This is a genomic window from Klebsiella sp. RIT-PI-d, from assembly GCF_001187865.1.
In the GTDB taxonomy this organism is placed as follows: domain Bacteria; phylum Pseudomonadota; class Gammaproteobacteria; order Enterobacterales; family Enterobacteriaceae; genus Superficieibacter.
This window is the reverse complement of record NZ_LGIT01000009.1, coordinates 32,080-55,367: the sequence shown is the minus strand read 5'-3', so window position 1 is coordinate 55,367 and position 23,288 is coordinate 32,080. Positions and strand designations below refer to the sequence as shown.

Annotated in this window: 17 protein-coding genes, 1 tRNA gene and 3 pseudogenes; 15 read left to right on the top strand and 6 right to left on the bottom strand. The window is 41.7% G+C overall.

Annotation, left to right across the window (positions count from 1 at the left end; genetic code table 11):
- Positions 1 to 421: 421 nt before the first annotated feature.
- On the bottom strand, positions 422 to 748 hold the full coding sequence (locus AC791_RS20750) for a nitroreductase family protein (protein WP_228136889.1): 327 nt from the start codon (positions 746 to 748) through the stop codon (positions 422 to 424).
- 178 nt (positions 749 to 926) lie between these two features.
- On the opposite strand from AC791_RS20750, the pseudogene AC791_RS06835 reads away from it, so the two are divergent.
- From AC791_RS06835 to AC791_RS06800, 9 genes and pseudogenes are all read left to right on the top strand, one after another.
- Positions 927 to 1,346: pseudogene (locus tag AC791_RS06835) on the top strand (alpha/beta hydrolase); the annotation flags it as partial.
- A gap of 848 nt (positions 1,347 to 2,194) precedes the next feature.
- Positions 2,195 to 2,938, top strand: a complete 744-nt coding sequence (locus AC791_RS06830) for an SDR family oxidoreductase (protein ID WP_049839732.1) — start codon at positions 2,195 to 2,197, stop codon at positions 2,936 to 2,938.
- Between the two features lie 385 nt (positions 2,939 to 3,323).
- Complete coding sequence (locus tag AC791_RS06825) at positions 3,324 to 4,538, top strand: MFS transporter (RefSeq protein ID WP_049839731.1); 1,215 nt, start codon at positions 3,324 to 3,326, stop codon at positions 4,536 to 4,538.
- Between the two features lie 353 nt (positions 4,539 to 4,891).
- On the top strand, positions 4,892 to 5,728 hold the full coding sequence (gene licT / locus AC791_RS06820) for a BglG family transcription antiterminator LicT (RefSeq protein ID WP_049839730.1): 837 nt from the start codon (positions 4,892 to 4,894) through the stop codon (positions 5,726 to 5,728).
- An 83-nt stretch (positions 5,729 to 5,811) separates the two neighbouring features.
- On the top strand, positions 5,812 to 7,719 hold the full coding sequence (locus AC791_RS06815; protein ID WP_049839729.1) for a beta-glucoside-specific PTS transporter subunit IIABC: 1,908 nt from the start codon (positions 5,812 to 5,814) through the stop codon (positions 7,717 to 7,719).
- Between the two features lie 13 nt (positions 7,720 to 7,732).
- Positions 7,733 to 9,151 carry a glycoside hydrolase family 1 protein gene (locus AC791_RS06810; protein WP_049839728.1) on the top strand — a complete coding sequence of 473 codons (1,419 nt, stop codon included), beginning with the start codon at positions 7,733 to 7,735 and terminating at the stop codon, positions 9,149 to 9,151.
- Positions 9,152 to 9,173: 22 nt separating this feature from the next.
- Positions 9,174 to 10,151, top strand: a complete 978-nt coding sequence (locus tag AC791_RS06805; protein WP_049839727.1) for a Gfo/Idh/MocA family protein — start codon at positions 9,174 to 9,176, stop codon at positions 10,149 to 10,151.
- A gap of 28 nt (positions 10,152 to 10,179) precedes the next feature.
- Positions 10,180 to 10,491, top strand: a pseudogene (locus AC791_RS20915) (Gfo/Idh/MocA family oxidoreductase); the annotation flags it as partial.
- The gene (locus AC791_RS06800; RefSeq protein ID WP_322842785.1) at positions 10,492 to 11,166 is read left to right on the top strand and encodes a Gfo/Idh/MocA family oxidoreductase; all 675 of its coding nucleotides are present in this window, start codon (positions 10,492 to 10,494) and stop codon (positions 11,164 to 11,166) included. It begins immediately after the preceding pseudogene.
- A 42-nt stretch (positions 11,167 to 11,208) separates the two neighbouring features.
- Here AC791_RS06800 and AC791_RS06795 read toward each other — a convergent pair whose 3' ends face one another.
- Positions 11,209 to 12,135, bottom strand: coding sequence for a LysR family transcriptional regulator (locus AC791_RS06795; RefSeq protein ID WP_049839726.1), 927 nt, complete (start codon positions 12,133 to 12,135; stop codon positions 11,209 to 11,211).
- 179 nt (positions 12,136 to 12,314) lie between these two features.
- On the opposite strand from AC791_RS06795, the gene AC791_RS06790 reads away from it, so the two are divergent.
- From AC791_RS06790 to AC791_RS06780, 3 genes are all read left to right on the top strand, one after another.
- A complete protein-coding gene (locus AC791_RS06790) occupies positions 12,315 to 13,427 on the top strand; it encodes a metallophosphoesterase (protein WP_049839725.1) in 1,113 nt (370 codons plus the stop codon).
- Between the two features lie 238 nt (positions 13,428 to 13,665).
- Complete coding sequence (locus tag AC791_RS06785) at positions 13,666 to 14,505, top strand: SDR family NAD(P)-dependent oxidoreductase (RefSeq protein ID WP_049839724.1); 840 nt, start codon at positions 13,666 to 13,668, stop codon at positions 14,503 to 14,505.
- Between the two features lie 38 nt (positions 14,506 to 14,543).
- Positions 14,544 to 15,251, top strand: a complete 708-nt coding sequence (locus tag AC791_RS06780) for a dienelactone hydrolase family protein (RefSeq protein ID WP_072094304.1) — start codon at positions 14,544 to 14,546, stop codon at positions 15,249 to 15,251.
- Between the two features lie 388 nt (positions 15,252 to 15,639).
- Here AC791_RS06780 and AC791_RS06775 read toward each other — a convergent pair whose 3' ends face one another.
- Positions 15,640 to 16,440 carry an SDR family NAD(P)-dependent oxidoreductase gene (locus tag AC791_RS06775; RefSeq protein ID WP_049839722.1) on the bottom strand — a complete coding sequence of 267 codons (801 nt, stop codon included), beginning with the start codon at positions 16,438 to 16,440 and terminating at the stop codon, positions 15,640 to 15,642.
- Positions 16,441 to 17,223: 783 nt separating this feature from the next.
- Between AC791_RS06775 and AC791_RS06770 the strand changes: the two genes are divergently transcribed.
- The 3 genes from AC791_RS06770 to AC791_RS20600 all read left to right on the top strand — a co-directional run bounded on the left by AC791_RS06770 (position 17,224) and on the right by AC791_RS20600 (position 19,932).
- Entirely contained in the window at positions 17,224 to 18,108 is an 885-nt protein-coding gene (locus AC791_RS06770; protein WP_049839721.1) for an NAD-dependent epimerase/dehydratase family protein, read from the top strand.
- Between the two features lie 61 nt (positions 18,109 to 18,169).
- On the top strand, positions 18,170 to 18,328 hold the full coding sequence (locus AC791_RS20545; RefSeq protein ID WP_158443032.1) for a hypothetical protein: 159 nt from the start codon (positions 18,170 to 18,172) through the stop codon (positions 18,326 to 18,328).
- A 704-nt stretch (positions 18,329 to 19,032) separates the two neighbouring features.
- Entirely contained in the window at positions 19,033 to 19,932 is a 900-nt protein-coding gene (locus AC791_RS20600) for a hypothetical protein (RefSeq protein WP_049839720.1), read from the top strand.
- Between the two features lie 544 nt (positions 19,933 to 20,476).
- Here AC791_RS20600 and AC791_RS06760 read toward each other — a convergent pair.
- The 3 genes and pseudogenes from AC791_RS06760 to proA all read right to left on the bottom strand — a co-directional run bounded on the left by AC791_RS06760 (position 20,477) and on the right by proA (position 23,282).
- Positions 20,477 to 21,672 (bottom strand): annotated as a pseudogene (locus tag AC791_RS06760) (tyrosine-type recombinase/integrase).
- 163 nt (positions 21,673 to 21,835) lie between these two features.
- A tRNA-Thr gene (locus AC791_RS06755) sits at positions 21,836 to 21,911 on the bottom strand.
- Positions 21,912 to 22,028: 117 nt separating this feature from the next.
- Positions 22,029 to 23,282 carry a glutamate-5-semialdehyde dehydrogenase gene (gene proA, locus AC791_RS06750; RefSeq protein ID WP_049839719.1) on the bottom strand — a complete coding sequence of 418 codons (1,254 nt, stop codon included), beginning with the start codon at positions 23,280 to 23,282 and terminating at the stop codon, positions 22,029 to 22,031.
- Between the last annotated feature and the right edge of the window lie 6 nt (positions 23,283 to 23,288).

Genomic DNA, 23,288 nt, shown 5'->3' with positions numbered 1-23,288 from the left:
TGAAGTGGTGAAATCCAGTAACCTGACGATTTGTTCAACTGCGCACCCTCGAGACTCAGAATCATACTGCGCCTGACCGTCGAAAAATGTGAGGTATGAAGAATAACCCATTGAGTAATATCAATTATCTTTATTATCGGATGATTCTTGCAGGGGTAACAGATGACGACCGCGATTGCCTCCTTCGTACCCGGCGCAGCGCTCTGGCTAAATTAATAAACACATCTAATAAGCCGCTGTTGAAATAGCGCTGAACAATACTGTATACCGTCCGCTAAAAAACGGGAGGCCATGACAGGCTTCTGAGCTTCTCACTCTGTTCAGTGATGGCACCCCATAAACGATGGGCTGGATAATTGCGTTGTTTACAGCAGCCAGCGTCCTGATGGCACTGACCGTTCAGATAAAAAAATAAACGTCTTTATTGATGTAAGACGACACTTTCGTCCAGAGATACCCGCCTTTCTCTGTAACTCGGGGAGGGATGCGTTTTATCTGGGATCGCAAAAGAAATATCGTAAAGCAGCCTGAAACCTTCAGGAACATTCAATAGCCTACGCACTGTTTGGGAAAAATAACTCAGCATTGCCTGTGGAACGCCTGCGTAACCGCGAGCTGCCAGGGAAAGCAGGAATATCTGGTCATACATACCGGCGTTCGAGGCTACACGAACGTTGTCCCCTACAGCAGGAATGAACAGCAGGGCAACATGAGGCGCGCCGAAAAATCTCACATTACGCTCAACCATTTCTGTGCGACTTAAGTTATACCCCCGCCCAATGCCAAGTGCCTGATAGTACGAGCGCCCTGCTCCGAAGCCCGTTGCCTGAATGGCTCGGGATAAGCTTCTTTATCAAAGGTAAAATCAAGACTGTAGTTCCCAGCCCTCAGATCTTCCGTCAGTGCGTGGCTTAATTCACGAAGTTTACACGGAGATGAAAAACAACAAAGTCAAAGTCATTGTCGCCTTTGAGCCAGGAAGCAGCTTTGTCTTCCCGGAAAAAGAACTCCCAGCTTCTAAGCCAGGTGCGTTCAATACGCTGAAGGGTGAGCCTGTTCCGATGGAGCAGTTTATGGCTCTGACCAAAATCCCGATTCTGATTATTTACGGCGATAACATACCGGATTAACTAGTTGCCATGCCCGCGCAGGACAGCCAGCGCGTACGTCTGGAGATGGCCCGTGAGGGGCGTGACGTGGTAAACAAGCATGGCGGGGATGTCACTGTCACGCATCTGCCTGAAGTGAGAATCAAAGAGAATATCTACTTCCCGTTCTCTGATTTAAATAATGTGCAGATTTTTGATTTAGTGAGTAAACTCCTGAAGGAAAAAGATCTGCAGTAGGAATAGCCAATATTGAACCTTTATTAATGAAGGTGAAATACAAACATCAGCTTTATAAAAAAATAAAATGGGAACGTGACGGTCTGCTTTGAGCGAACAGCGGAAGTTCGCATATGATTTTAATCTGATGAAGGCATTACTTAAAGGGTGGTGTGGTAGTCAACCGAGAGCAGGTTATTTTTGGTCCTGTTGTAAGTAGATCCTTCAATATAATCTCGTTGTCTACTTTCGTAACCATGTCAATGTCAATTCTGGATAGGTGTTGCCAACACTTCACACTGTATTTTTTTGACAGATTTATTGAAGGCATTGACAGCTATAATCCAATATTCTTTGAAGCTAGCCGTTCTCCAATTTAATCATATTTGAATGACTTCATTCATTTACATGTCTAAAGAAATAAAAATCGGAACGATCTTTAACTTCAAACATCAGACGACCCTGTGAAACATAGAATTACTGTCTGCGAGAGTAACGTTTCTATGGCCGAAAATCTTGAAGCATTTGGTCTGTGGCAAAGAGTGAATACTCGCAGCCTTAGTGTAATCTTATACTGACTTGACAAAAGTATTATTTCTCAGTTCAAGGTGTAACTAGTCATTTAAGAACTGAGTTATCTGACTCGCGTGTTTAAAAATGTAAAAAAATTAACATATTTAATGAACACTTCATAAATTACCGCAATCTCTTTCATGAAAAAAACTCAATAAAGGGTTGAGTAAATATAAATGGTTTCCGCTGAGAGCCTGCTAAAGTTATTCTTGAATTTATTGTCATTATTAAATGACAATTTGAAAATTCATTGCAGATCTTCATATAAAATATCATTTATCTCAAGGATTATTAATATGCCATTAAATAAAGAGACCGTCACAATTATTACCGGAGCATCATCCGGTATTGGCGAAGCCACTGCTCGCAAGTTAGCGAAGTCAGGCTCGCGTATAATTCTGGCAGCACGTAATGAAGATAAATTAAAAAAAATAGCAGATGAGATTAATGCAAATGGCGGGCATGCGGAGTTTCGAGTTACTGATGTAACGAATATAAAGGATGTGATTCAGTTAAGTGAAGGTATCAAAAAAAGGTATGGCCGCATAGATCATCTTATCAACAATGCTGGATTGATGTTGTTTTCTGACTGGGCAGACATAGCTGTCGATGACTGGAATAAAATGATTGATACCAACATTCATGGCTACCTGAACGCAATTGCCGCCACGCTTCCCGTTTTTCTGGAGCAAAAGCGCGGTCATATCCTGAATATGAGTTCGGTCGCGGGGCTGAATACAGGTGCATCCAGTGGGGTTTACAGTGCAACCAAGTTCTTTATCCGTGGCATCACTGAAAGCCTGCGAAAGGAGGTTGGCGTATCAAATGGCATTCAGGTATCCATGATTAGCCCTGGCGTTATCGATACGGGTTGGGCCGATAAGGTTAATAATAGTGAAGGCAAAAAAGCTGCAAAGGAACTTAATGAAATTGCTATTAAACCTGAACAGATCGCTGATGCTGTTGCTTATGCGCTTAATACCCCCCAAGAACTGACCATCAACGACATCGTAATCCATCCTACGCGTCAGGGCTGGTGATCATCCGCTCTACTGAACCCACATGCAGGTCAATCAAGCTGCCTGTATGTGTGGATAAAATGCTCTGCAGTTCCCCTCCACCACTTGTGCTTTCAGTGTAAATGCATATTGCAAGATATGGCCCCGGCGCTCCAATCAAATAACCAATACACTGCGACTTACAAATAAAATCAAAGGCATCACTCTTTTCGCAATATGGTTGAATTTAATTCAATATACCATCTCTACGAGCTAAACGAATTAGTCGAGTTACTCATGTATAGTTTAGTTGCACTCAACATTAATATCAGCTGTTTTTCGCTTATCGTTGCCGCTTTATGCAAGTTAGCAGGCATGAGCTTAAACCCACAACAAAGTTTTTATGTGTACTGGAGATGTTTCAGTAATGAATTATCAGACTGAAAGTATCAATGAAGTCAAAGTTGTTCCACCTTCAGGACTTTTGCCAGCTATGCTCGCATTAGGTGCCGGTGGGCTTTGTATTGGAACAGGTGAATTTGCACCTATGAGTCTTTTACCTGATCTGGCTGCAGGTACCTCAGTAACGATACCTGCAGCAGGGGCTTACATAAGTTCTTATGCTGCCGGTGTTGTTATTGGAGCCCCCACTCTAGCTGTAATTGCAGCACGATGGCCACGCAAAACGTTACTGATAATTTTATTGGTCATCGCTGTAATTGGATACGCCCTGAGCGCGATTGCATGGAACTACCCCTCTTTGATGGTAGCTAGATTTATTTCCGGTTTGCCTCACGGTGCCTGGTATGGCGTAGCTGCTTTAGTTGCAGCATCAATGGTGCCTGAACACCAGAAGGCCAGGTATATTGCTTATGTAATGCTAGGACTTGGTGTGGCAAATGTCGCGGGTGTCCCATTGGTAACCTGGGCCGGACAGGAGATCGGATGGCGTATGTCCTTTATTCTGGTTTGTATTGGTATAGTACTTACCGGGATTATGGTATCGCTTTTTGTATCGAAGATCCCTCCAGTAAAAAGTGCATCGCCTCTTAAGGAGTTAACCGCCCTGCGAAGTCCTCAAGTATTGATGGCTTTTGGTGTTGCATCAGTGGGCTTTGCTGGTATGTTTGCTGTCTATAGCTTTATCACCCCTGCTCTTACAGAGATTACTGGTTTTAATCTTAAGCAAGTCCCGTGGATCCTTGTTTTATGGGGTTTAGGAATGGTAACCGGAAATATTATTGGAGGCAGACTGGCTGACAGAGCTCTCATTCCTTCAATATATGGAATGATCGTGTGGAATATAGTGTTCCTTGCTTTATTTTCTCTGTTAGCACAATGGAAAGCTACTGCACTATTTACCATGTTCATGCTTGGTAATGGATTCGCACTGGTACCGGCGCTTCAGGCTCACATGATGAATATTGCAGGAGAGGCTCAGACTCTTGCGTCTTCGTTAACTCATAGCGCTTTTAATATATCCAATGCTTTGGGGGCATCATTTGGTGGGCTAGCTATCACCTATGGTGGTTCGTGGGTATCGACAGGATGGGTAGGAGTTGGATTCTCACTAATAGGCCTCGCCATGATGTTTTTATCTGTTAAGTTGATAAGTAAAGTAAAAAACCAGAATCAACCTTAAGGGTATTAAATAAGCGTATAATAGCGACTTGCCTTGCATGTCTCGATAATTATTACAGTATTATTTACTATTATTAAATGACACATTGAAATTAATTCAATAATCATTTAATGGTGGTAACCAAAGCCAATTAATAACAATTTTTAAGCACTGTTAGTTTCTTTTTTTTGATACGTGTCACATTCACGTGGCCTTCAAAAAAGTAGAGTTGTTAACGGCAGGAACAATCAAATTTAACGGGTGTTACGGCACATTAGCGTCGGCATGACCAGATCAGCTTTTCACGGCAACGTGTAAAGCGATCTGGTTTTTTTATGTCTGCGCCATACGAAACTGTATTGCGAGGTAATTTCATGCGCGTTGCTAAAGTAATAAATAACAACCAGGTCATTTGCATAGATAAAAATGATAAAGAATGTATTGCTATCGGCAAAGGACTGGGCTTTGGTGTCAACCCTGGTCACGAGATTGACACAGGGAAAATCGAAAAATTATTTTCTATGATGGATGACAATACTCATTCAAAATTCAGGAAACTAGTCACTGAGATACCCATTGAACATGTTACCTTAGCCGATGAAATCATCAGTTATGTCAAATGCTCTCTTGGAAAACCTCTTAATGACAATATTTATCTATCCTTAACCGATCATCTTAACTTTGCAATAGAACGTATCAAAAAAGGTCATATTCTCAGCAACCCACTTTTATGGGAAACAAAACGATTTTATCACCACGAATTCAAATTAGGACTTATTGCTCTTGACTTAGTATACCAAAAAACTGGTATCAAGTTACCTGAAGATGAGGCTGCATTCATTGCACTGCATATCGTTAATGCGGAAACGGGCGTAACTTTTGATGAAACAGTTAAAGTGACTCATTTAATTCAGGATGTTCTTAATATAATAAAATATCATTTCAACATCATATTTGATGAACAAGATCTGGATTACAATAGGTTTTTAACGCACCTTCGTTTTTTCATGCAACGGCTCAACGAAAATAAAACTTATGCAAATAAAGAGAATTCATTCTATAAGCTATTGCGTAGTGAATACCCAAGCGAATACTCATGTGCTGAAAAAATAAAAACTTATATACTTAATGGTTATAACCATGAAATGACTGAAGAAGAAACTATGTACCTCGTAGTTCATATTAACAGGCTTATAAAATCTGATAACTGATTCTTACTGATGTATATAACATACCCTATTCTGATGCAAAAGCGTCATGAATCACCGTTTCTTAAAAGGTAGGAGATGGCAAAATGAATTATAACGAAATAGCCGAGAAGATTGTTAATGAACTCGGCGGCCGTAATAATATCGATAACGTGTATAACTGCATGACCCGGCTTAGATTTGAGCTTAAAGATGAGAGCCTTGCAAATGATTCCAACATCAAGTCAATTACTGGAATTGCAGGTGTTGTACGTCAGGGAGGCCAAATTCAATTAGTCATCGGTAAGGAGGTTGTGAATTTCTTTAACGCAGTTCAAAAAATAACTGGACCAGGGACGGGAAATTCGAGCAAAGTAAAAGTAGCCAAAAGTGGGAATATTGCTATTCGGACCCTTACCGGGGCAGTTGACATTATTGCTTCATCAATGACCCCAATAATTCCCGCACTGATTGGTGCCGGGATCATTCAGATGATGGTCATATTATTAGGGTTCTTCTTTGATCAGGATAGCTCTACTCTTAAGTTCTTATCGATTATCAGCAACTCTGCATTTTATTTCATGCCGATTTTCATTGCTTATGCTATTTCAAGAAAATTCAATGCCAGTCCAGTTCTGGCCGCCGTTGTTACCGCAGTACTGTTAAATCCACAGTTCATTGACATTATGAATCTGGCTAAAACCAGTGAAGTAACATTCCTTGGTGTACCTGTGATGTCAGCTCAGTATGCCTCTACAGTAATCCCTGCAATACTCATTGCCTGGATCGTATCCTGTGCCACCAGGTTGGTAGACCGCATAACTCCTGCGATGACCAAAACCTTTCTAAACCCTGCGCTGATCATTCTAATTTCTGCGCCAATTGCCTTTACAGTTATAGGACCTGTAGGCACATTCCTGGCAACTGGTCTGGCGTCAGGTGTGGAGTTAATGCAATCTCACTTGAACCTCTTAACAATGGTTATCCTGGCCACGTTTATGCCGTTCATTGTAATGACTGGCTTACATTGGGCATTTACACCAATTGTTCTGGGATCTCTTGCTTCGGGTCAGGGTGACAGCCTTATCTTACCAATTATGCTTGTAATTAATATGGCTCAGGGCGCAGCCAGCATTGCTGTGGGTATTAAAAGTCGTAACTCACAACTTAAACAAACCTCACTTGCTGCCGGTTTCACGTGTGTATTCTCAGGTTTGACAGAACCATGTATGTACGGTGTCAACTTACCTCTTAAAAAACCAATGTTAGCAGCGTGCATAGCTTCTGGGATTACCGGCTTATTCATTTGCTTAGTGAAATTAAAATCATTTGCTTTTGGTATTTCTTCCCTTGTTGCATTGCCAATGTTTATCAACCCAACGGACCACACCAATATCATCTATGCAGTTTCAGCAGCTGCAATGGTCATCGTGCTGACAATGGCACTGACCTTTATTCTTGGATTTGAAGATCCAGTCGATGAAAAAAAAGGTCAATCCGATTTACCAACTCAAGGTAAAATTGATAAACGAGAAACTATCATAGTATCTTCTGTTGAAAACAATGAACAAGTAATAAAATCTCCAGTCGCCGGCAAAATAATTCCACTTTTAGAAGTCAATGATCTTACTTTTTCAACGGAAGCTTTGGGTAAAGGCGTCGGTATTGTAGTTGATGAAGGTCGTGTCTATGCTCCGTTCGATGGAACAGTTCTTTCCATTTTCCCTACTAATCATGCAATCGGCCTATCCTCTAAGTCAGGTGTCGAATTATTGATTCATATCGGCATCGATACAGTAAAGCTTAATGGGTCGGGATTTAAGTCTTATGTAAAAAATGGAGACACTATAAATCAGGGTGATCTATTAATTGAATTTGATCTTGAACATATCAAGTCACTTGGGTACGACACAACTACAGTTGTTGTAGTGGTTAATTCAGATAATTACATTCAGGTTGAGTCTTCTTCTGAATCTGTTATTCAGCCATCTCAGCCACTTTTATTACTGGTATAATGGGAGAAACATTATGATTTTTAATGAAGATTTTCTTTGGGGTGGAGCTGTTTCTGCGAACCAATGTGAAGGTGCTTATAATATTGGTGGCAAGGGGTTAAGTATTCAGGATCTGATGCCAAAAGGCATTATGGGTCCGATGACAAAAGAACCGACTCCAGACAATCTCAAACTTGAGGGGATCGATTTCTATCATCGATACAAAGATGATATTAGACTTTTAGCTGAGATGGGATTCAAAGTATTCCGTTTTTCGATTGCATGGTCACGCATTTATCCAAACGGCGATGACAGCGTGCCAAATGAAGAAGGTCTGGCATTTTATGATAGTCTCTTCGATGAGTGTAAAAAATATGGAATTGAGCCTCTTGTCACTATTTCACATTATGAGACGCCTTATAACCTGGCTCTAAAATATAATGGTTGGGCATCAAGAGAGCTTGTTGGCTTCTACGTTAAGTATGCCACTACCTTGTTTACCCGCTATAAATCGAAAGTGAAGTACTGGCTAACATTCAATGAAATAAACTCAGTACTTCATCATCCTTTGATGAGCGGCGGTATCATGACACCAATGTCTGAGTTAAGTAAACAAGACCTTTATCAGGCAGTCCATCACGAACTTGTTGCAAGTGCACTTGCGACAAAAGCGGGTAAAGAGATCATTCCAGATGCTCAATTTGGTTGTATGATTCTGAGTATGCCGATTTATCCTCTGTCACCAAAACCTGAAGATGTAATTTCAGTTATGGAGGCAGAACATATGAATGATTTCTTCGGAGACGTCCATGTAAGAGGAAAATACCCCTCTTATATGAAACGTTTCTTCAGAGAAAACGATATCACTATCCACTTCGCTCCAGGTGATAAAAAATCTCTACTGAATACCGTCGATTTTGTTTCTTTTAGCTATTACGTTAGTGTTTGCGAAACGGCGGATAAATCCATTTCTGCAGGAGAAGGTAATCTTATCGGTGGCGTGCCTAATCCTTATCTGAAGGCGAGCGAGTGGGGATGGCAAATCGATCCACGAGGTTTGCGACTTGTTCTCAACCGTTTTTACGATCGCTACCAAAAGCCTCTTTTTGTTGTCGAAAACGGGTTGGGTGCTGTAGATCAATTAATTAAAAATGAGAACGGTGACTACACTGTAGATGATGATTACAGGATTAGTTACATACATGATCATCTTGTACAAATTGGTGAAGCTATTAAGGATGGTGTACCCGTAATGGGTTATACCTGTTGGGGTTGTATTGATCTTGTAAGTGCTGCAACCGCCCAATTAAGTAAACGCTATGGCCTGATTTATGTTGATCGAAACAATGATGGGTCCGGAACCTTCAATCGATATCGTAAAAAGTCTTTCTACTGGTATAAAGATGTTATTTCCTCCAACGGTGAGTCTTTAACTAGTAAAAATAACAAATAACAACGATATTGAGGTTCAAAAAATGAAAATTGGCATCCTTGGTACTGGTATGATTGTCAAAGATCTGCTTACAATCATAGATAAACTGAGTTTCGAACATATATCTTTACTTGGAACCGCGCAGACAAGAGATGAGACCCTCGCGTTAAAAGAGCGTTATGCTTTGGACGAGGTGTTCTTTGATTATGATGAAATGCTAAAGAGTGATGTAGATATTATTTATGTCGCTCTGCCTAATTATCTGCATTTCTCGTTTGCTGAAAAAGCTCTTCAGTCAGGAAAACATGTAATTATCGAAAAACCAATAGTTTTGTCAACCGCAGAACTTATAGGATTAAAACGTATTTCTGAAGAGATGAACTGTTTCATATTTGAAGCTATGAACATACATCATCTGGGCCCTGTACATTCTATAAAAAATTCGCTGTCTGACCTTGGCGATTTAAAATTAGTTTCGCTGAATTACAGTCAATTTTCTTCTCGATACTTAGATTTTAAAAATGGTATTACACATCCTGCATTTGATCCATCCCGAGGCGGAGGAGCAATGCTTGATATTAATGTGTATAATCTACATATGGTTGTTGGGATTTTTGGTCGTCCAGTTTCTTACACATACTTACCCAATATTCAAAACAATGTCGATACGAGTGGCGTTTTGATTATGAATTATCCGACTTTCAAGGCTGTATGTATTGGTGCCAAAGATTGCCAGGCTCCAACTATGTCTGCTATACAGGGTGAAAAGGGTTGTATCATTCTTGAGTCACCGGTTAATACTCTTACGAAATATAAAATTCGGTTCAATGACGGTTCCATTCATGAATCTGAAATTTGGCAGGAACATCGACTGATTCCCGAGTTCAAAGAGTTTATTCGCATAATAAATTACAAAGATAAGCAAAAGGCTTATCAACTGCTTGAATCTAGCATCATTGCTACTGAAATACTTGAAACCATCAGTAAACAAGTCACTAAGGAGAATTCACATGTCCAGTAAACTAACCATTGGTTAAGTTGGTAATGGTAAAAGCACTAACCGTTACCATCTGCCATTCTCTCTTAAATTGAATGAGCTGATTAAGGTTAAAACAATTTTTTCTCCCGTTGAAAATACTGGCTGGCCTAAGATCGACGGTATTCAATACACTACAGACCTGAATGAGCTACTAAAAGACGAAGAAATTCAGTCTGTTATCATTACAACGCCACCGGAATTCCATTATGAGTTAGCAAAGCAAGCTATCAACATGGGGAAAAATTGTGTTGTAGAAAAGCCTTTTACTGAAACTTCAGAGCAAGCAGTAGAACTCTTTAAACTTGCAAAAGAAAAAGGCGTAATGGTTCAATGCTATCAGAATCGTCGATTTGATAGTGACTTCCTGACCGTTCAGGAAGTCATCCGCAGCGGTAAACTTGGTGACCTCATCGAACTGGAAATGCACTACGACTACTTTCGTCCTGAGGTTCCAGAGGCCTCCACCTCTTTTAGCCGTGTTCATTCATATCTTTACGGCCATGCCTGTCATACCCTGGATCAGGTCATCTCACTCTTTGGTAAGCCAGATAATGTTCATTTTGACGTTAGACAGTTACTCGGTTCAGGTCGAATGAATGACTACTTTGATATTGATTTAATGTATCAGAACCTGAAGGTATCGGTTAAATCAAGCTACTTCCGGATTAAGGATCGTCCAAGTTTTGTTGTATATGGCAAAAAAGGCATGTTTGTTAAAGTGACTAAAGATCGCCAGGAAGAACATCTTAAGCTGTTCCATATGCCTGAAAATAAAGATTTTGGCGTAGACCTTCCAGAACATTATGGCGTTCTGACTTACATCGACAGCAACGGCGATTTCCATGAGGAAAAAGTCAAAACGGTGCAGGGTGACTACTCTCGTTATTATGCTGCTTTATATGAAACAGTGATTAATGGGCGTGCTCCTGAAGTGAAGCCTGAACAGACCATTATCCAGATCCAACTCCTTGAGCAGGGCATCCAGGGTCTGTTTTAAGTTCTGGTGAGGTGGGTCGGTCCGACCCACCTTATATCAAGGTTACGTGCCGTCGTTGTAAGCTGACCTAAATACTTCAATCAATTCTTTAAGCCCTTGCGGTACCTGCCTGTGCCCTGGGTAGTACAAGTGTATAGCCGGTTCAATAGGAGCCCAGTCAGGCAGTACGATGCTGAGCTCTCCTTTCTTTATATATTCAGCTACACGTTCTTCCAGACAATACGTAATACCAACATCTTTTAACGCAAGCTCTATACCCAGCGTTGTTTCATTTACACAAACCTGTCCAGGCACTTCAACTACTCTGTGGTCATCACCTTTCACGAAGTCCCAACGATAAATCACACCCTGTCCGGTACGTATTTGAATGCAGTTATGGGATTTTAAATCTTCAGGTATTAAAGGCGTTTGCTTACGGTAAAGATAGCGAGGTGACGCGACTGCAACCCATCGAAGTTTTGGACCTAATTTAACGGCTACGAAGTCCTCAGGTACAGTCCCTCCAAATCGAATCCCCGCATCAAATCCGGCTGAAACAATATCGACCATCTTGTCATCAACGGCGACTTCAACTTCAACATCCGGGTAACTCTGAATAAATTTGGGTAAAAGCTTCGATATCACTAACCTTGCCCCGTCAGCCAGTACATTAATACGCAACCTGCCAATAGGTCTGTCGCGCATTAGGTTGATTTCGTCCAGGGCCTCGCCAATTTCGTTAAATCCAATCTCTAATCGTCTGGCCAGATTAGTGCCGGCATCAGTTGGGGCGACCGTCCTGCTTGTACGATTTAACAGACGAACGCCTAACCGGGATTCAAGATTGCGCACTGAGTGGCTAAGAGCAGAGGTGGTTATGCCCAGCTCAACAGCAGCTTGTGTAAAACTTCTCAACCTTTCTACAGTCCGAAAGGCATTTAAATCAGCAAGATCACTGCGTGACAGCTTTGCTATTGGTCTTACAGGCATTAGTTACTCTCATCAATCGTGAAAATGGCTCAACGCAACATTGCGTGAGATTCAACGATTATAGCGATAAATGAGTGTTACTTTTAGTACAATTCAACAATCTTGTCCACAATTCGTGTCACAACTCTTTTCAAGAATCAGAACCTTTTAATGTGTGTAATAATAAGGAGTTCCCCAGCGTGTTTCATTTTTGGACTTTACTACCAGCAATTTATCTTGGTTGGAGGCTAGTTCATCCTCTGCAAATTTCCTGGCAATCGAAATGCCTGATTTTCATCTTGCTTGCTACTGTTGCCGATTTTCATCTTCTCAGTCGGGTGATTTTCGGCACTATGTTTTCACCTGAACTTCCCCAACTCGTTATGATTTTTTTAGGTTGGGGTTTTGGTTCCATAGTCATTCTGTTTGCTTTACTGGTTCTTCGGGATATATGTTGGGTTGCTTACTATCTTAGAACCCGACAAAAGCTCTCTACTTTTAAGTCTGGTGCTGTGCTAACAGCCATTGCCACGATACTCTCTGGTATCGGAGTTTACGAGTCCATGAAGCTTCCTGAAGTCCGTGAGATAGACGTCGCTATCGCGGGATTACCTAAAGAATACGAAGGCTATAAAGTTGTTCAGCTGACAGATCTTCATATCAGTCGGCTTCTGACAGGTGAATGGTTGAATAAAGTTGTCAAAAAGACTAACTCTTTGAATGCCGATCTTATACTTGTTACCGGAGACATGATTGATGGAACTGTTAAAGCAAGACGAAACGATGTCAGTTCGTTTGCTTTTCTGCGTGCTCATGATGGTGTCTATGCCGTTACAGGGAATCATGAATATTACTTTGATGCCAGGGAATGGACCACATACCTGTCAGGTCTTGGCTTACGCTTTTTAAATAACGAGCATGTGGTTTTATCAAAAAATGGAGCACGGTTAATACTTGCTGGCATTACGGATGATGTGGCAACTGAATATGGCGGCACCAAATCTAACCTGATGTCAGCACTTTCAGGAATACCACCTTCTGATAAAGTCATTCTGATGAGTCATCGCCCAGGAAATGCGCAAAGAAGTGCTGAAGCTGGTGTGTCACTCCAATTGTCTGGCCATACACATGGTGGAATGGTTTATGGACTTGATAAAATCGTCGCACCAGCAAATAACGGTTATGTGTCGGGTTTTTACCAGGTTGGTTCAATGTCATTATATGTAAGCAATGGTACAGGTCTCTGGAATGGATTCCCGCTAAGACTCGGAAAACCCGCTGAAATAACGGCTCTGGTATTACATTCAAGATGATGAATCTAATTCAACAAGGCATCGATATATTGTAAATAAATCATCATGAAAAATCGTTTATAGTTTAATTTTATTCAATAAAGCTAAGCTGTCTGTGTGATGAACGTGTAGATAGAAAATGCAGCTGCTCATGATCTTTACAGCTGCAGTTTCTCTAAATACTACCTTAACATTCACCAATAGTTTTTCACCCTGACGCGAACTGAACTCGAAAATAAAATATATCCTGAGGTAAAGCATGAACAATCATATAATCACAAAAGGACGCACTGCAGTAATAACAGGAGCAGCCAAAGGTATAGGTGCAGCTGCAGCCAAACGTCTGTCTAAGGAAGGTATGAATCTTTGCCTTTTTGATAGAGATAAAAAGTCCCTGAATGAACTGGTTAAAGGACTCGATACAGAAGTACGCCTGGTCACTGGAGATGTCACAAGTTCTAATGATGCTCAAAAACTCCTTGATGTTACACTTACTGAATTTAGTGATATTGCCTTACTGATTAACAATGCTGGTATTTCTCATCGCAGCGGACCCTGGGGAAATCCTGCAGACTGGAAGATTCAGCTGGAAGGAAATCTTTTCTCTGTAATAAATGTTCAACATCTTTTTGTACCCGCGATGCTGAAGCAAGATAAACGCAGTGCCATCGTGAACCTTGGTTCTAAGCAGGGCATCACTACTCCACCAGGTAATAATGCGTACAACGTCTCAAAAGCAGGTGTCAAAATCGTGACTGAACAACTTGCCCATGATTTGTTAAAAGAATGTGGAGAAAAAATCACAGCACACCTACTTGTACCAGGTTATACGTGGACACCCATGAATTTCCCAGGAATGAACGAGACAACAGATCCTCAACCAAAAGGCACCTGGACTTCTGATCAAGTTGTTGATTACTTTTTAGAACATTTCTTTAAGGGTGATTTTTATATCATCTGCCCGGATGGAACAGTAACTTCCAAAATAGATGCTAAGCGTATTACATGGGCGTATCAGGACATCATCAATAATAGGCCCGCTCTGTCTCGCTGGCATCCAGACTGGAAGGATGCTTTTCAGAAATTTATTGAATCCTAAATTTATAACGCAAACCGTATTTTCTCTGGGCTTAGTTTATGAACTTTAAAAATTTGCACTGGACTTCCGGTACACGCTCTTTTTTTGGAAAAATTATTTATCCGGTTTTTCCCCATGACACTTCTGTTCCTGGGGTACTCTTGTGTCCGAATATGATGGGAGTAACGGCATCCAATGTTGCACACGGGAAACGTATTGCTGCAATGGGATATGTAGTTCTTGTTGCTGATCTTTATGGAACAGATGTAGAACTGTCGTCCGAAGAAGCTGCAATATGCATGTCTGAGATAAAAGACAAGGCCGAGGAGAAAACCAGACTCAGGGCCGCTCTTGATGCTCTCTCAAATGATCAGCGTGTAAATTCAGATTGTCTGGCTGTTGTCGGCTTTTGTTATGGCGGACATTGCGCACTGGAACTGGCCCGTATCGGAGTCGATGTAAAGGCAAGTATCAGTGTACATGGGACACTCACAACTCATCTGAAATGTTACAAAGATAAAATTTCTGCTAATATTCTCGTGCTCAATGGAGCGGGTGATCCATTTGTTCCACCATCGCATGTTGTAAACTTTGTAAGAGAAATGACCGATGCTGGAGCAAATTTCCAGCTTGTCAATTACGCTAATGCATTTCACTCTTTTACTTATCCAAAAGCCGATGTTCCAGGAAAAATGGAATACAATGAATCAATCTGTAATCGTGCATTCCAACAGATTGAAATTTTCCTAAGCGAATATTTAACTTAATCTTTTTGAGCTAGGTTATTTTTAACTTAATCATCTAGTTCGGTTACAGTTATGTAGGTATAAACTATTGAATGTTAGTTATGAAGACCTTATAGAAATTGAACGTTTGTATTACAGCTTGTTAGTCTCAGTAAGAGATGTATCAAAAAGATGAACTAACAAACTCAGTATGCAATTTAAATTGCCACATCGATACCTGACTCCGGGCTGCTAAAGATAAAGGTTTATTTTATGTGTTTGTCTTTCACGACATTGAGTGGTTAATCGATGACAATAAACAAAGAACCCCTGATGTTTTTTCCGAGAATGCTGAATATACTTTTAATCAATGTTCAGATGCTTTAAATAGATTCAGTCTGGGTTAAACCCAGTCTGAATCTACTAAGTATCAGCCTTTTTTAGCCGAACCAGGTTCGGAGTTCATTCTGGCCCTCTGGGCCTTGTGCGACTCGCTCATCATTCGGTTATAAACTTCTGCGGATAGTTCTGCGTTATCACTGCCATAAACGACTTCATGCTCACTCATCAATGCATACCATGCTCGTTCTGCAACCTCTTCTGCAGTTGTACTCTGATGAGAACCTACCTTTGTATTAGCCTGGCCTGCGTTAATAAAGAAGTTGGTAGAAGTCGCACCTGGTAACAGCAATGTCATTTTAAGTCCCTTGCCTGACAGTTCATTGCGGACAGCCCAGTAGAAGGAGTTAACAAAAGCCTTTGTTGCCCCATATATGGATTCGAACGGAATCGGTTGTGTTCCGGATACAGAAGAAGTCATCAGCACATATCCACCGCCACGCTTAATCATGTCCGGGAAAAAAATCTTCGACATATGCACGTACGAATCCACATTAAGTCGAATGAGCTGAAGTTCTTTGTCGAGCTCTGTTCCGCCAATAAAGGCTCCACCTAACCCCTGACCTGCATTAATGACTAAGGCACCGATATCAAATCCATCATCAGTAACTTTTTTTTTCAGCTTCTCAACCTCATCATATTTACTCAGATCAATAGAGTATGAATGGATGTTTGTCCCATATTGTTTAAGGTCAGTAGTAGCCTTTAAAAGTTTCTCTTCATTTCTGGCTACAGCAATAATATCCCAACCATTCTGAGCAAATTTTCTGGCTATTTCAAGACCGATGCCGTTAGAGGCACCTGTAATAAGAGCGATATTTCTGATTGTCATGTTAACTCCTTATTTAAAGACTGATTAACAGTAGCATGTGATTTCATATCTTGAAATCGCGCGAGACCAGAATAATCTGCAAAAATGATAATCCTGGAAATAATCATTGCATTTCAATAAGTTAAATCATTGTTTTATATTCACACCTCTATTGAGCCAATCTCATCAATATCAACTTCTCAAATTAAATTTACATTCAGTGCATAACGAAAACGTTTTTTTGGCAACTATATTATTTTAGATTATTTATGTTTTCTTCTTTTGTAATATTATACACGTTTGATATCATAGAAATTATAAATTTGAATGATTCGTCAGATCTATCAGATATTTCAATAAATGTACCTACTATCCTGTCTCTGCCGCCAAATATCGTGAATTGACTTTAATGACATTTATATTTTAAGTAGATTTAGATGACAGGTATAAGCGTATACCTTGTCAATGCAATTTATTTATTTTTTGCTGTCATCTAAAAAATACAATATCAGATCCTGGTTAGCTTTTTACCATACAACATGTGATATTTGATTTATTAATAATAATCTATGGGAAGTATAAAAGGTTACAATTAGCGAATTATTGGCATTCAGACTCCAGCAATATAGAACTATTCTCGGAAAATCAGTTAAACCGCGATAACCAAAGCTCAGCTCTTCACTTTTACTGTATCCTCTATACCGTTGAATTAAAGTAACCAGAGCATTTAGCCATGCTAATTGCTAATTACTATTTTTCGTCAAAACTTATGGTTGATTTGCACCTCAACCATAAGGACGAACTATGTCAGATAAAAAACGTATAGCCATTACCGGTGCTTCAGGGAAAATTGGCAGGGTTACAGTAGAGTGGCTTGAGAAAGCGGGTTATAAACTGTTTCTCATCGATAAAAAAGAGCCCGTAACCGCTACCCATCCAGCGATGATCGCAGATTTAGAGGATTTTGGCGCAACGCTCGACGCACTTTCCTCCGTCGGGGAAGACGTTTATTCACGACCTGAATTTGCAGCCTTCGATGCCGTTGTTCACCTTGCCAGTATTCCTCACCCCCGAATGATCCCCGATTCTGATGAGTTCAGAAATAATATGCTGGCTACCTTCAACGTGTTTGAGGCATCCAGGCGCCTGGGGATTAAAAATATCATCTGGTCATCAAGCGAAGTCCCTACCGGCGTGCCTTACGACCAGTGGGATGCTCCCTATGTTCCGGTGGATGAGTACTACTCGACTCGCGGATTAAGCATTTACGCGCTGACTAAAGTGCTGGGTGAAGAGATGGCACGTCAGTTTTGTCTTAATAACGCTGACATGCGCATTACCTGCCTACGGCTTTCTAATGTTATGGCGCCGGAAGAATACGTGCAGTTTGAAAGCTGGCAGAACGATCCTGCAGTAAGGCAATGGAATATGTGGACTTATGTAGACGTCCGGGATGTTGCCCAGGCGATTGAGAAAGCAGTCGAATATGATGTCAGGGGTAACGATGAGTTCTTTATTACCAGCGATGTGACCTGCATGCGTACCCCCACACAGGAACTTCTGGACCGCTACTATCCAGGCGCTGAACAGCGCAAAAAATTTACAGGTAACGAATCAGTGCTAAGTAGTGATAAGGCTATACGCGTTCTGGGATACCACCCAGTTTACCGCTGGACAGATAGCGTCTGACGCTCACTTCCTTTGCTACCGGCCTTTACAGGCCGGTTAAGCCATTTAACCGAATAATCATATGAGTGAGAGAAAACTGGCTCTGATTAATGGCTGGTACAACTGTATTAGCCTGACAATTGACCTGTATCTTTCCGACGCCGGTATTGCTTACTGCCTTGAAGACCGGGCGTGTGATTATTTTCGTGACAGCAGTCTCAGGATTGTCCTTGAAGAATAATTCCTTTCGATAGAGCCAATGTAGCTATACTTTCTAGGTCACAAAAAATTTCCTTTTGGACTACAGGATCTTATCGAGATTCTGAAAAAAGAAATAGAACTAATGCATGTAGTTACAGCTTGAATTAGGCTCAAGAATTAGCAAACCACCTGAACCTGGGTTTCATAACCTGTTATGGATGTTTTTGAAGCATTTCCTCAAGATTATGAGATGAGGTCGTAATGATAGGTCGAGGACGTTTATCATTTCATAGACTTTGTCATCAGGCTATCTAGTATACTAAATACTTAGGTAGAAATGCCTATATCAAAATTAATGATGAGGATCTTAAGGTATAGGAATCTCAAATAGATATCGTCGCTGATGAGCAAAACAGTTTATTAAATGCAATGGGTAAGGGGACGTGTGTTTAATTAACATTGTTACATTCAAGCCTTCCAGATAGACGCGAACTTTTTTCTATTTTGCCCAATGAATTCTGTTGTAAATTGGCATTGGATGATGAAAGGAAGGTTTTCGTAAATGTTGCTGAGGTTGACATCACAGAACACGCAATAAAAGAGGTCTCCTTCGATATTGAAAATAATGATTTCTCTGTAAAAGGGATTCGCTGGGATAAAAAATCAGCGACAAAGAAATCATTTATTTACTTGACTGATAGTTCACAAAGAATCTACAGCATTCAATAAAAAAGAGATTTTCATTTGAGTGTGCAGGTTGAAAAAGCTATACAAAAACTTGAAGAGGATTGTGCTTCCCCTACATACAATGAATACGATATAACATATGCTAACTGGAAAATAAATAGTATCAAGCAGGTTGTAAGAAGTATTTATATTGCCGCTCCTCAGTTTTTGGTATCACTGACTATAAAGCATAAAAAGATAATCATCAGACTTCTTGATAAGATGCTTGTATCAAATCAAAATGAAGATTTATTTGATATTCTGAAAAGTGTTTTGAATTCAAGTGATAGTGATCTTTCTAGATTTGCATCACAATTAAAAAAATTAGAAAATATTATAATTTCAATTGAGGAGTTTCTAAGAAGGCGTTTTGCAGTTAAAAAACTGAACCTAATAATGAATGAGCATTATAAAGATGTTCTTGAAACGCCTGACTTACAAAAAACCATTGAAAATAATACATGGTTATTTGATGAAAGATACGAAGCTATAGGCGCTGAGGAGGATAATTTTACTAAGATTGCAAGATCATTGAGGGATAGTGTTTACTCCATTAATAACATAGATGCAAAAGATGTGGAAAATGGAGAGGATATTATAGGCGCTAAGAGACAAACGGATTTATTCTTAGCCAGAAGAATGCCAACTTGTGACTCTAACGGCAATAAGATTTTTAGATGCATAATCATTGAAATTAAAAGACCAAGCATAGCCCTTAATGTTAAGCATTTACGTCAACTGGAAGATTATGCTGGGATTATTAAACAACATCCTGAATTTTCTAGCCAAAATTTGCATTTTGAATTAATTATTATAGGCAGGAAGATTTCTAGTCAAGATATAGAGATACCTACTCGCTTGTCAAACTATGCCGCCCCTGGTGATGTTGGTTTGGTGTCTGATGATGCCAATATGTAGCGTTACGTTAAGAATTGGCACACAATATTTGATACTTTTGAATTGACGAATAGTTTCATGCTTAAGAAATTACAAATGGAAAGAGATGTAATTGAAAATAAATCTCGGGAGGAACTTATTAAGGAATTACAAGAAGAAAGCGTTGATGTCTAAAATTAAAAAATCGATACTACGCTTGAAGATGTTTCTTTCTTGCTAATGTATTTTTCATGAAAAAAAAGGGTTACATTGAAATGTAATCCTAACCTATTGAATTAATACACCTCACATTCACTACTCATAGTTTCCTTTCCGATATTTTGAGCTCTATTATTTCTTTGGCTTGAGATCCATTATGCAGGTCACCGTAACTTAAAATTTCGAGTAATCAGAGAGTTTCATCTTTGGTATTAATTAGACCGTCAGGCGCGAATGTAATGTTTCTGAATTAATCGTAAATGTAAATTAGTAAAAAAATTTCTAGTTTAGAGTTCCTCCAGAACGGGGGAACTCTGCTTAATTTTTCACGCTATCTACCAATAAACGGCTAAATTCGGAGCTAGTATCATAAGGCTATGATAAGTTTATTTTTGCCAATGTTATTAATATAGTCGGCATACCACTCCATCATCTCCCTACGCCCTTCCAGATACTGAGTATGGTTATACGTCCCACGAATCGCATTCTTATCGACATGCGCAAGCTGGGTTTCAATCCATGCCGTATTGAACCCTTCCTCATGCAAAATCGTACTCATCGTGTGGCGGAAACCATGCCCGTTACCTTACCCGTATAACCAATCCGCTTAAATACCTGATTAATACTCGCTTCGCTCATCGTTTTGTGGGGATCATTCCTGCCAGGAAACACCAGAGGATATTGCCCAGACATCACTTTGAGCTGTTGTACGATTTCCAGCGCTTGGGTAGACAGGGGCACAAGGTGGGGCCGTTTCATCTTCATACGACCTGCAGGGATTTCCCACACCGCTTTCTCAAGATCAAACTCGCTCCAGAATGCACCTCGAAGCTCACCGGTGCGTACTCCCGTAAGGATTAGCAAACGTGCGGCAAGAACAACCAGCGGGCTGCCTGTATAACCAGAGAGAGCTTTAAAGAAATCAGGTAACTCCTCAACAGTAAGGAAGGGATAATGCTTCGATTCATGCCCTGACATCGCGCTGGTAAGATCCGCTGTAGGGTTATATTCCGCACGACCAGTCACGATGGCGTAACGAAAGACTTCACTGCAGCGCTGGCGAACCTTCTTGGCCTTCTCTGTCGCGCCACGGCTTTCCAATCTACGCAGCATATTCAGCAGAACCAGCGGTTTAATTTCATTCACCGGCTGTTGGCCAATATAGGGGAAAATATCTTTATTGAAGGCTTCGATAATGTCAGAGGCATACCCTTCTGACCATCGACTCACCTTCGTTCCGTGCCATTCAAGCGCCACAGCCTGAAACGTGTTGTTGAGCTGCACATCGCGAACCAGCTTTTCTTCTTTCCTGGCGAAAGACGGATCGATGCCCTCGGCCAGCTTTTTCTTGGCTTCATCACGTAGTGCCCTCGCTTGTGCAAGGGACACTGCTGGATAGACACCAAAAGCCATACGCTTCTCTTTTCCATTAAAGCGATATTTCATCCGCCAGTATCGAGAACCAGAGGAAACAACCTCAAGATACAAACCAGCCACATCTGCCAGCTTATAGGCTTTCTCTCTGGGTTTCGCAGCGTCTACCTGTCGTGCATTAAGCTTCATTGGGGGCATCTCCCTGGACCGAACACAAAATGTCCCCACTTATGCCCCCAACTGTGACTTGATTCCGGTTGGATCCAGTTGATAACAAAAGATAAGATATGGGCCAGAAACCGCAGTATACGGGCTTTAAGTTGATTTCGATAGACTTGAGAAGATCTTGAAATGGTGCCGATAAGAGGAGTCGAACCTCCGACCTTCGCATTACGAATGCGCTGCTCTACCAACTGAGCTATATCGGCCCTGGGAAGGGAGTGATTCACCTGCGGTAAATCACGGGAGAGAAGGTTAAAACTAACCGGGCGATGCGTCAATGGCCTGATGAATCAACCGACTATTTTTGCATCACCCGGGGGCATTTAAGCACGAATAGTATCGTCGCCGTAACCGATCCACTTGTAGGTGGTCAGCGCTTCCAGACCCATCGGACCGCGTGCGTGCAATTTTTGCGTGCTGACGGCCACTTCTGCGCCAAGGCCAAACTGGCCGCCGTCGGTGAAGCGGGTAGAGGCGTTGACGTAAACGGCGGAAGAATCCACTTCGTTAACGAAACGGTTAGCGTTACGCAGGGTGCGCGTCAGGATAGCATCGGAATGCTGAGTGCCATGCTGGCGAATGTGGGCAATCGCGTCGTCCAGGTCAGTAACCAGCTTGACGTTCAGATCCAGCGATAAGAACTCGTTATCATACTCTTCTGCTTTCACCGGTGTAACCTGCGCCGGACCGGCTTCTAACAGTGCAATGGCGTTAGCATCCGCGTGAAGCGTTACGCTGCTTTTCGCCATCCGCTCGCTGAGCGCCGGCAAAAACCGTTCGGCAATAGCCTGATGTACCAGCAGGGTTTCAACCGTGTTGCAGGTACTGGGACGCTGAGTTTTCGCATTAACGAGGATGTCGAGCGCAGGGGCGATCTCTGCGGACGCATCGACAAAAATATGGCAAACGCCAATGCCGCCGGTGATAACCGGAATGGTGGATTGCTCGCGGCACAGCTTGTGCAGCCCTGCCCCACCGCGCGGGATCAGCATGTCGATGTACTTATCCATGCGCAGCAGCTCACTCACCAGCGCGCGGTCCGGGCTTTCGATCGCCTGAACGGCGCCGGCGGGCAGGCCGCACTCTTCCAGCGCCTGCTGAATGACCTTAACTGTTGCAGCATTGGTGCGCCACGTCTCTTTACCGCCGCGCAAGATGGCCGCATTGCCGGTTTTGAGACACAGGGAGGCGACGTCAACGGTCACGTTGGGACGCGCTTCATAAATAACCCCAATGACCCCGAGCGGGACGCGACGACGTTCAATGCGCAGCCCGCTGTCCAGCAGACCGCCATCGATAATCTGCCCTACCGGATCGGCCAGCTGGCAGACCTGACGAACGTCGCTGGCAATCGCATTCAGGCGTGCCGGGCTGAGCGCCAGGCGGTCGAGCATCGCATCGCTCAAACCGTTATCACGTGCTTCCTGCAGATCCTGTTCGTTAGCCGCCAGGATGTCCTGGGCGTGCGACTCCAGATAGTCAGCGATTTTTCCCAGCACGCGGTTTTTTTCTTTACTGCTCAGCAGCGCCAGCTGGTAAGACGCCGCTTTAGCCTCTTTCCCCATTTTTTCCAGCATCGTACG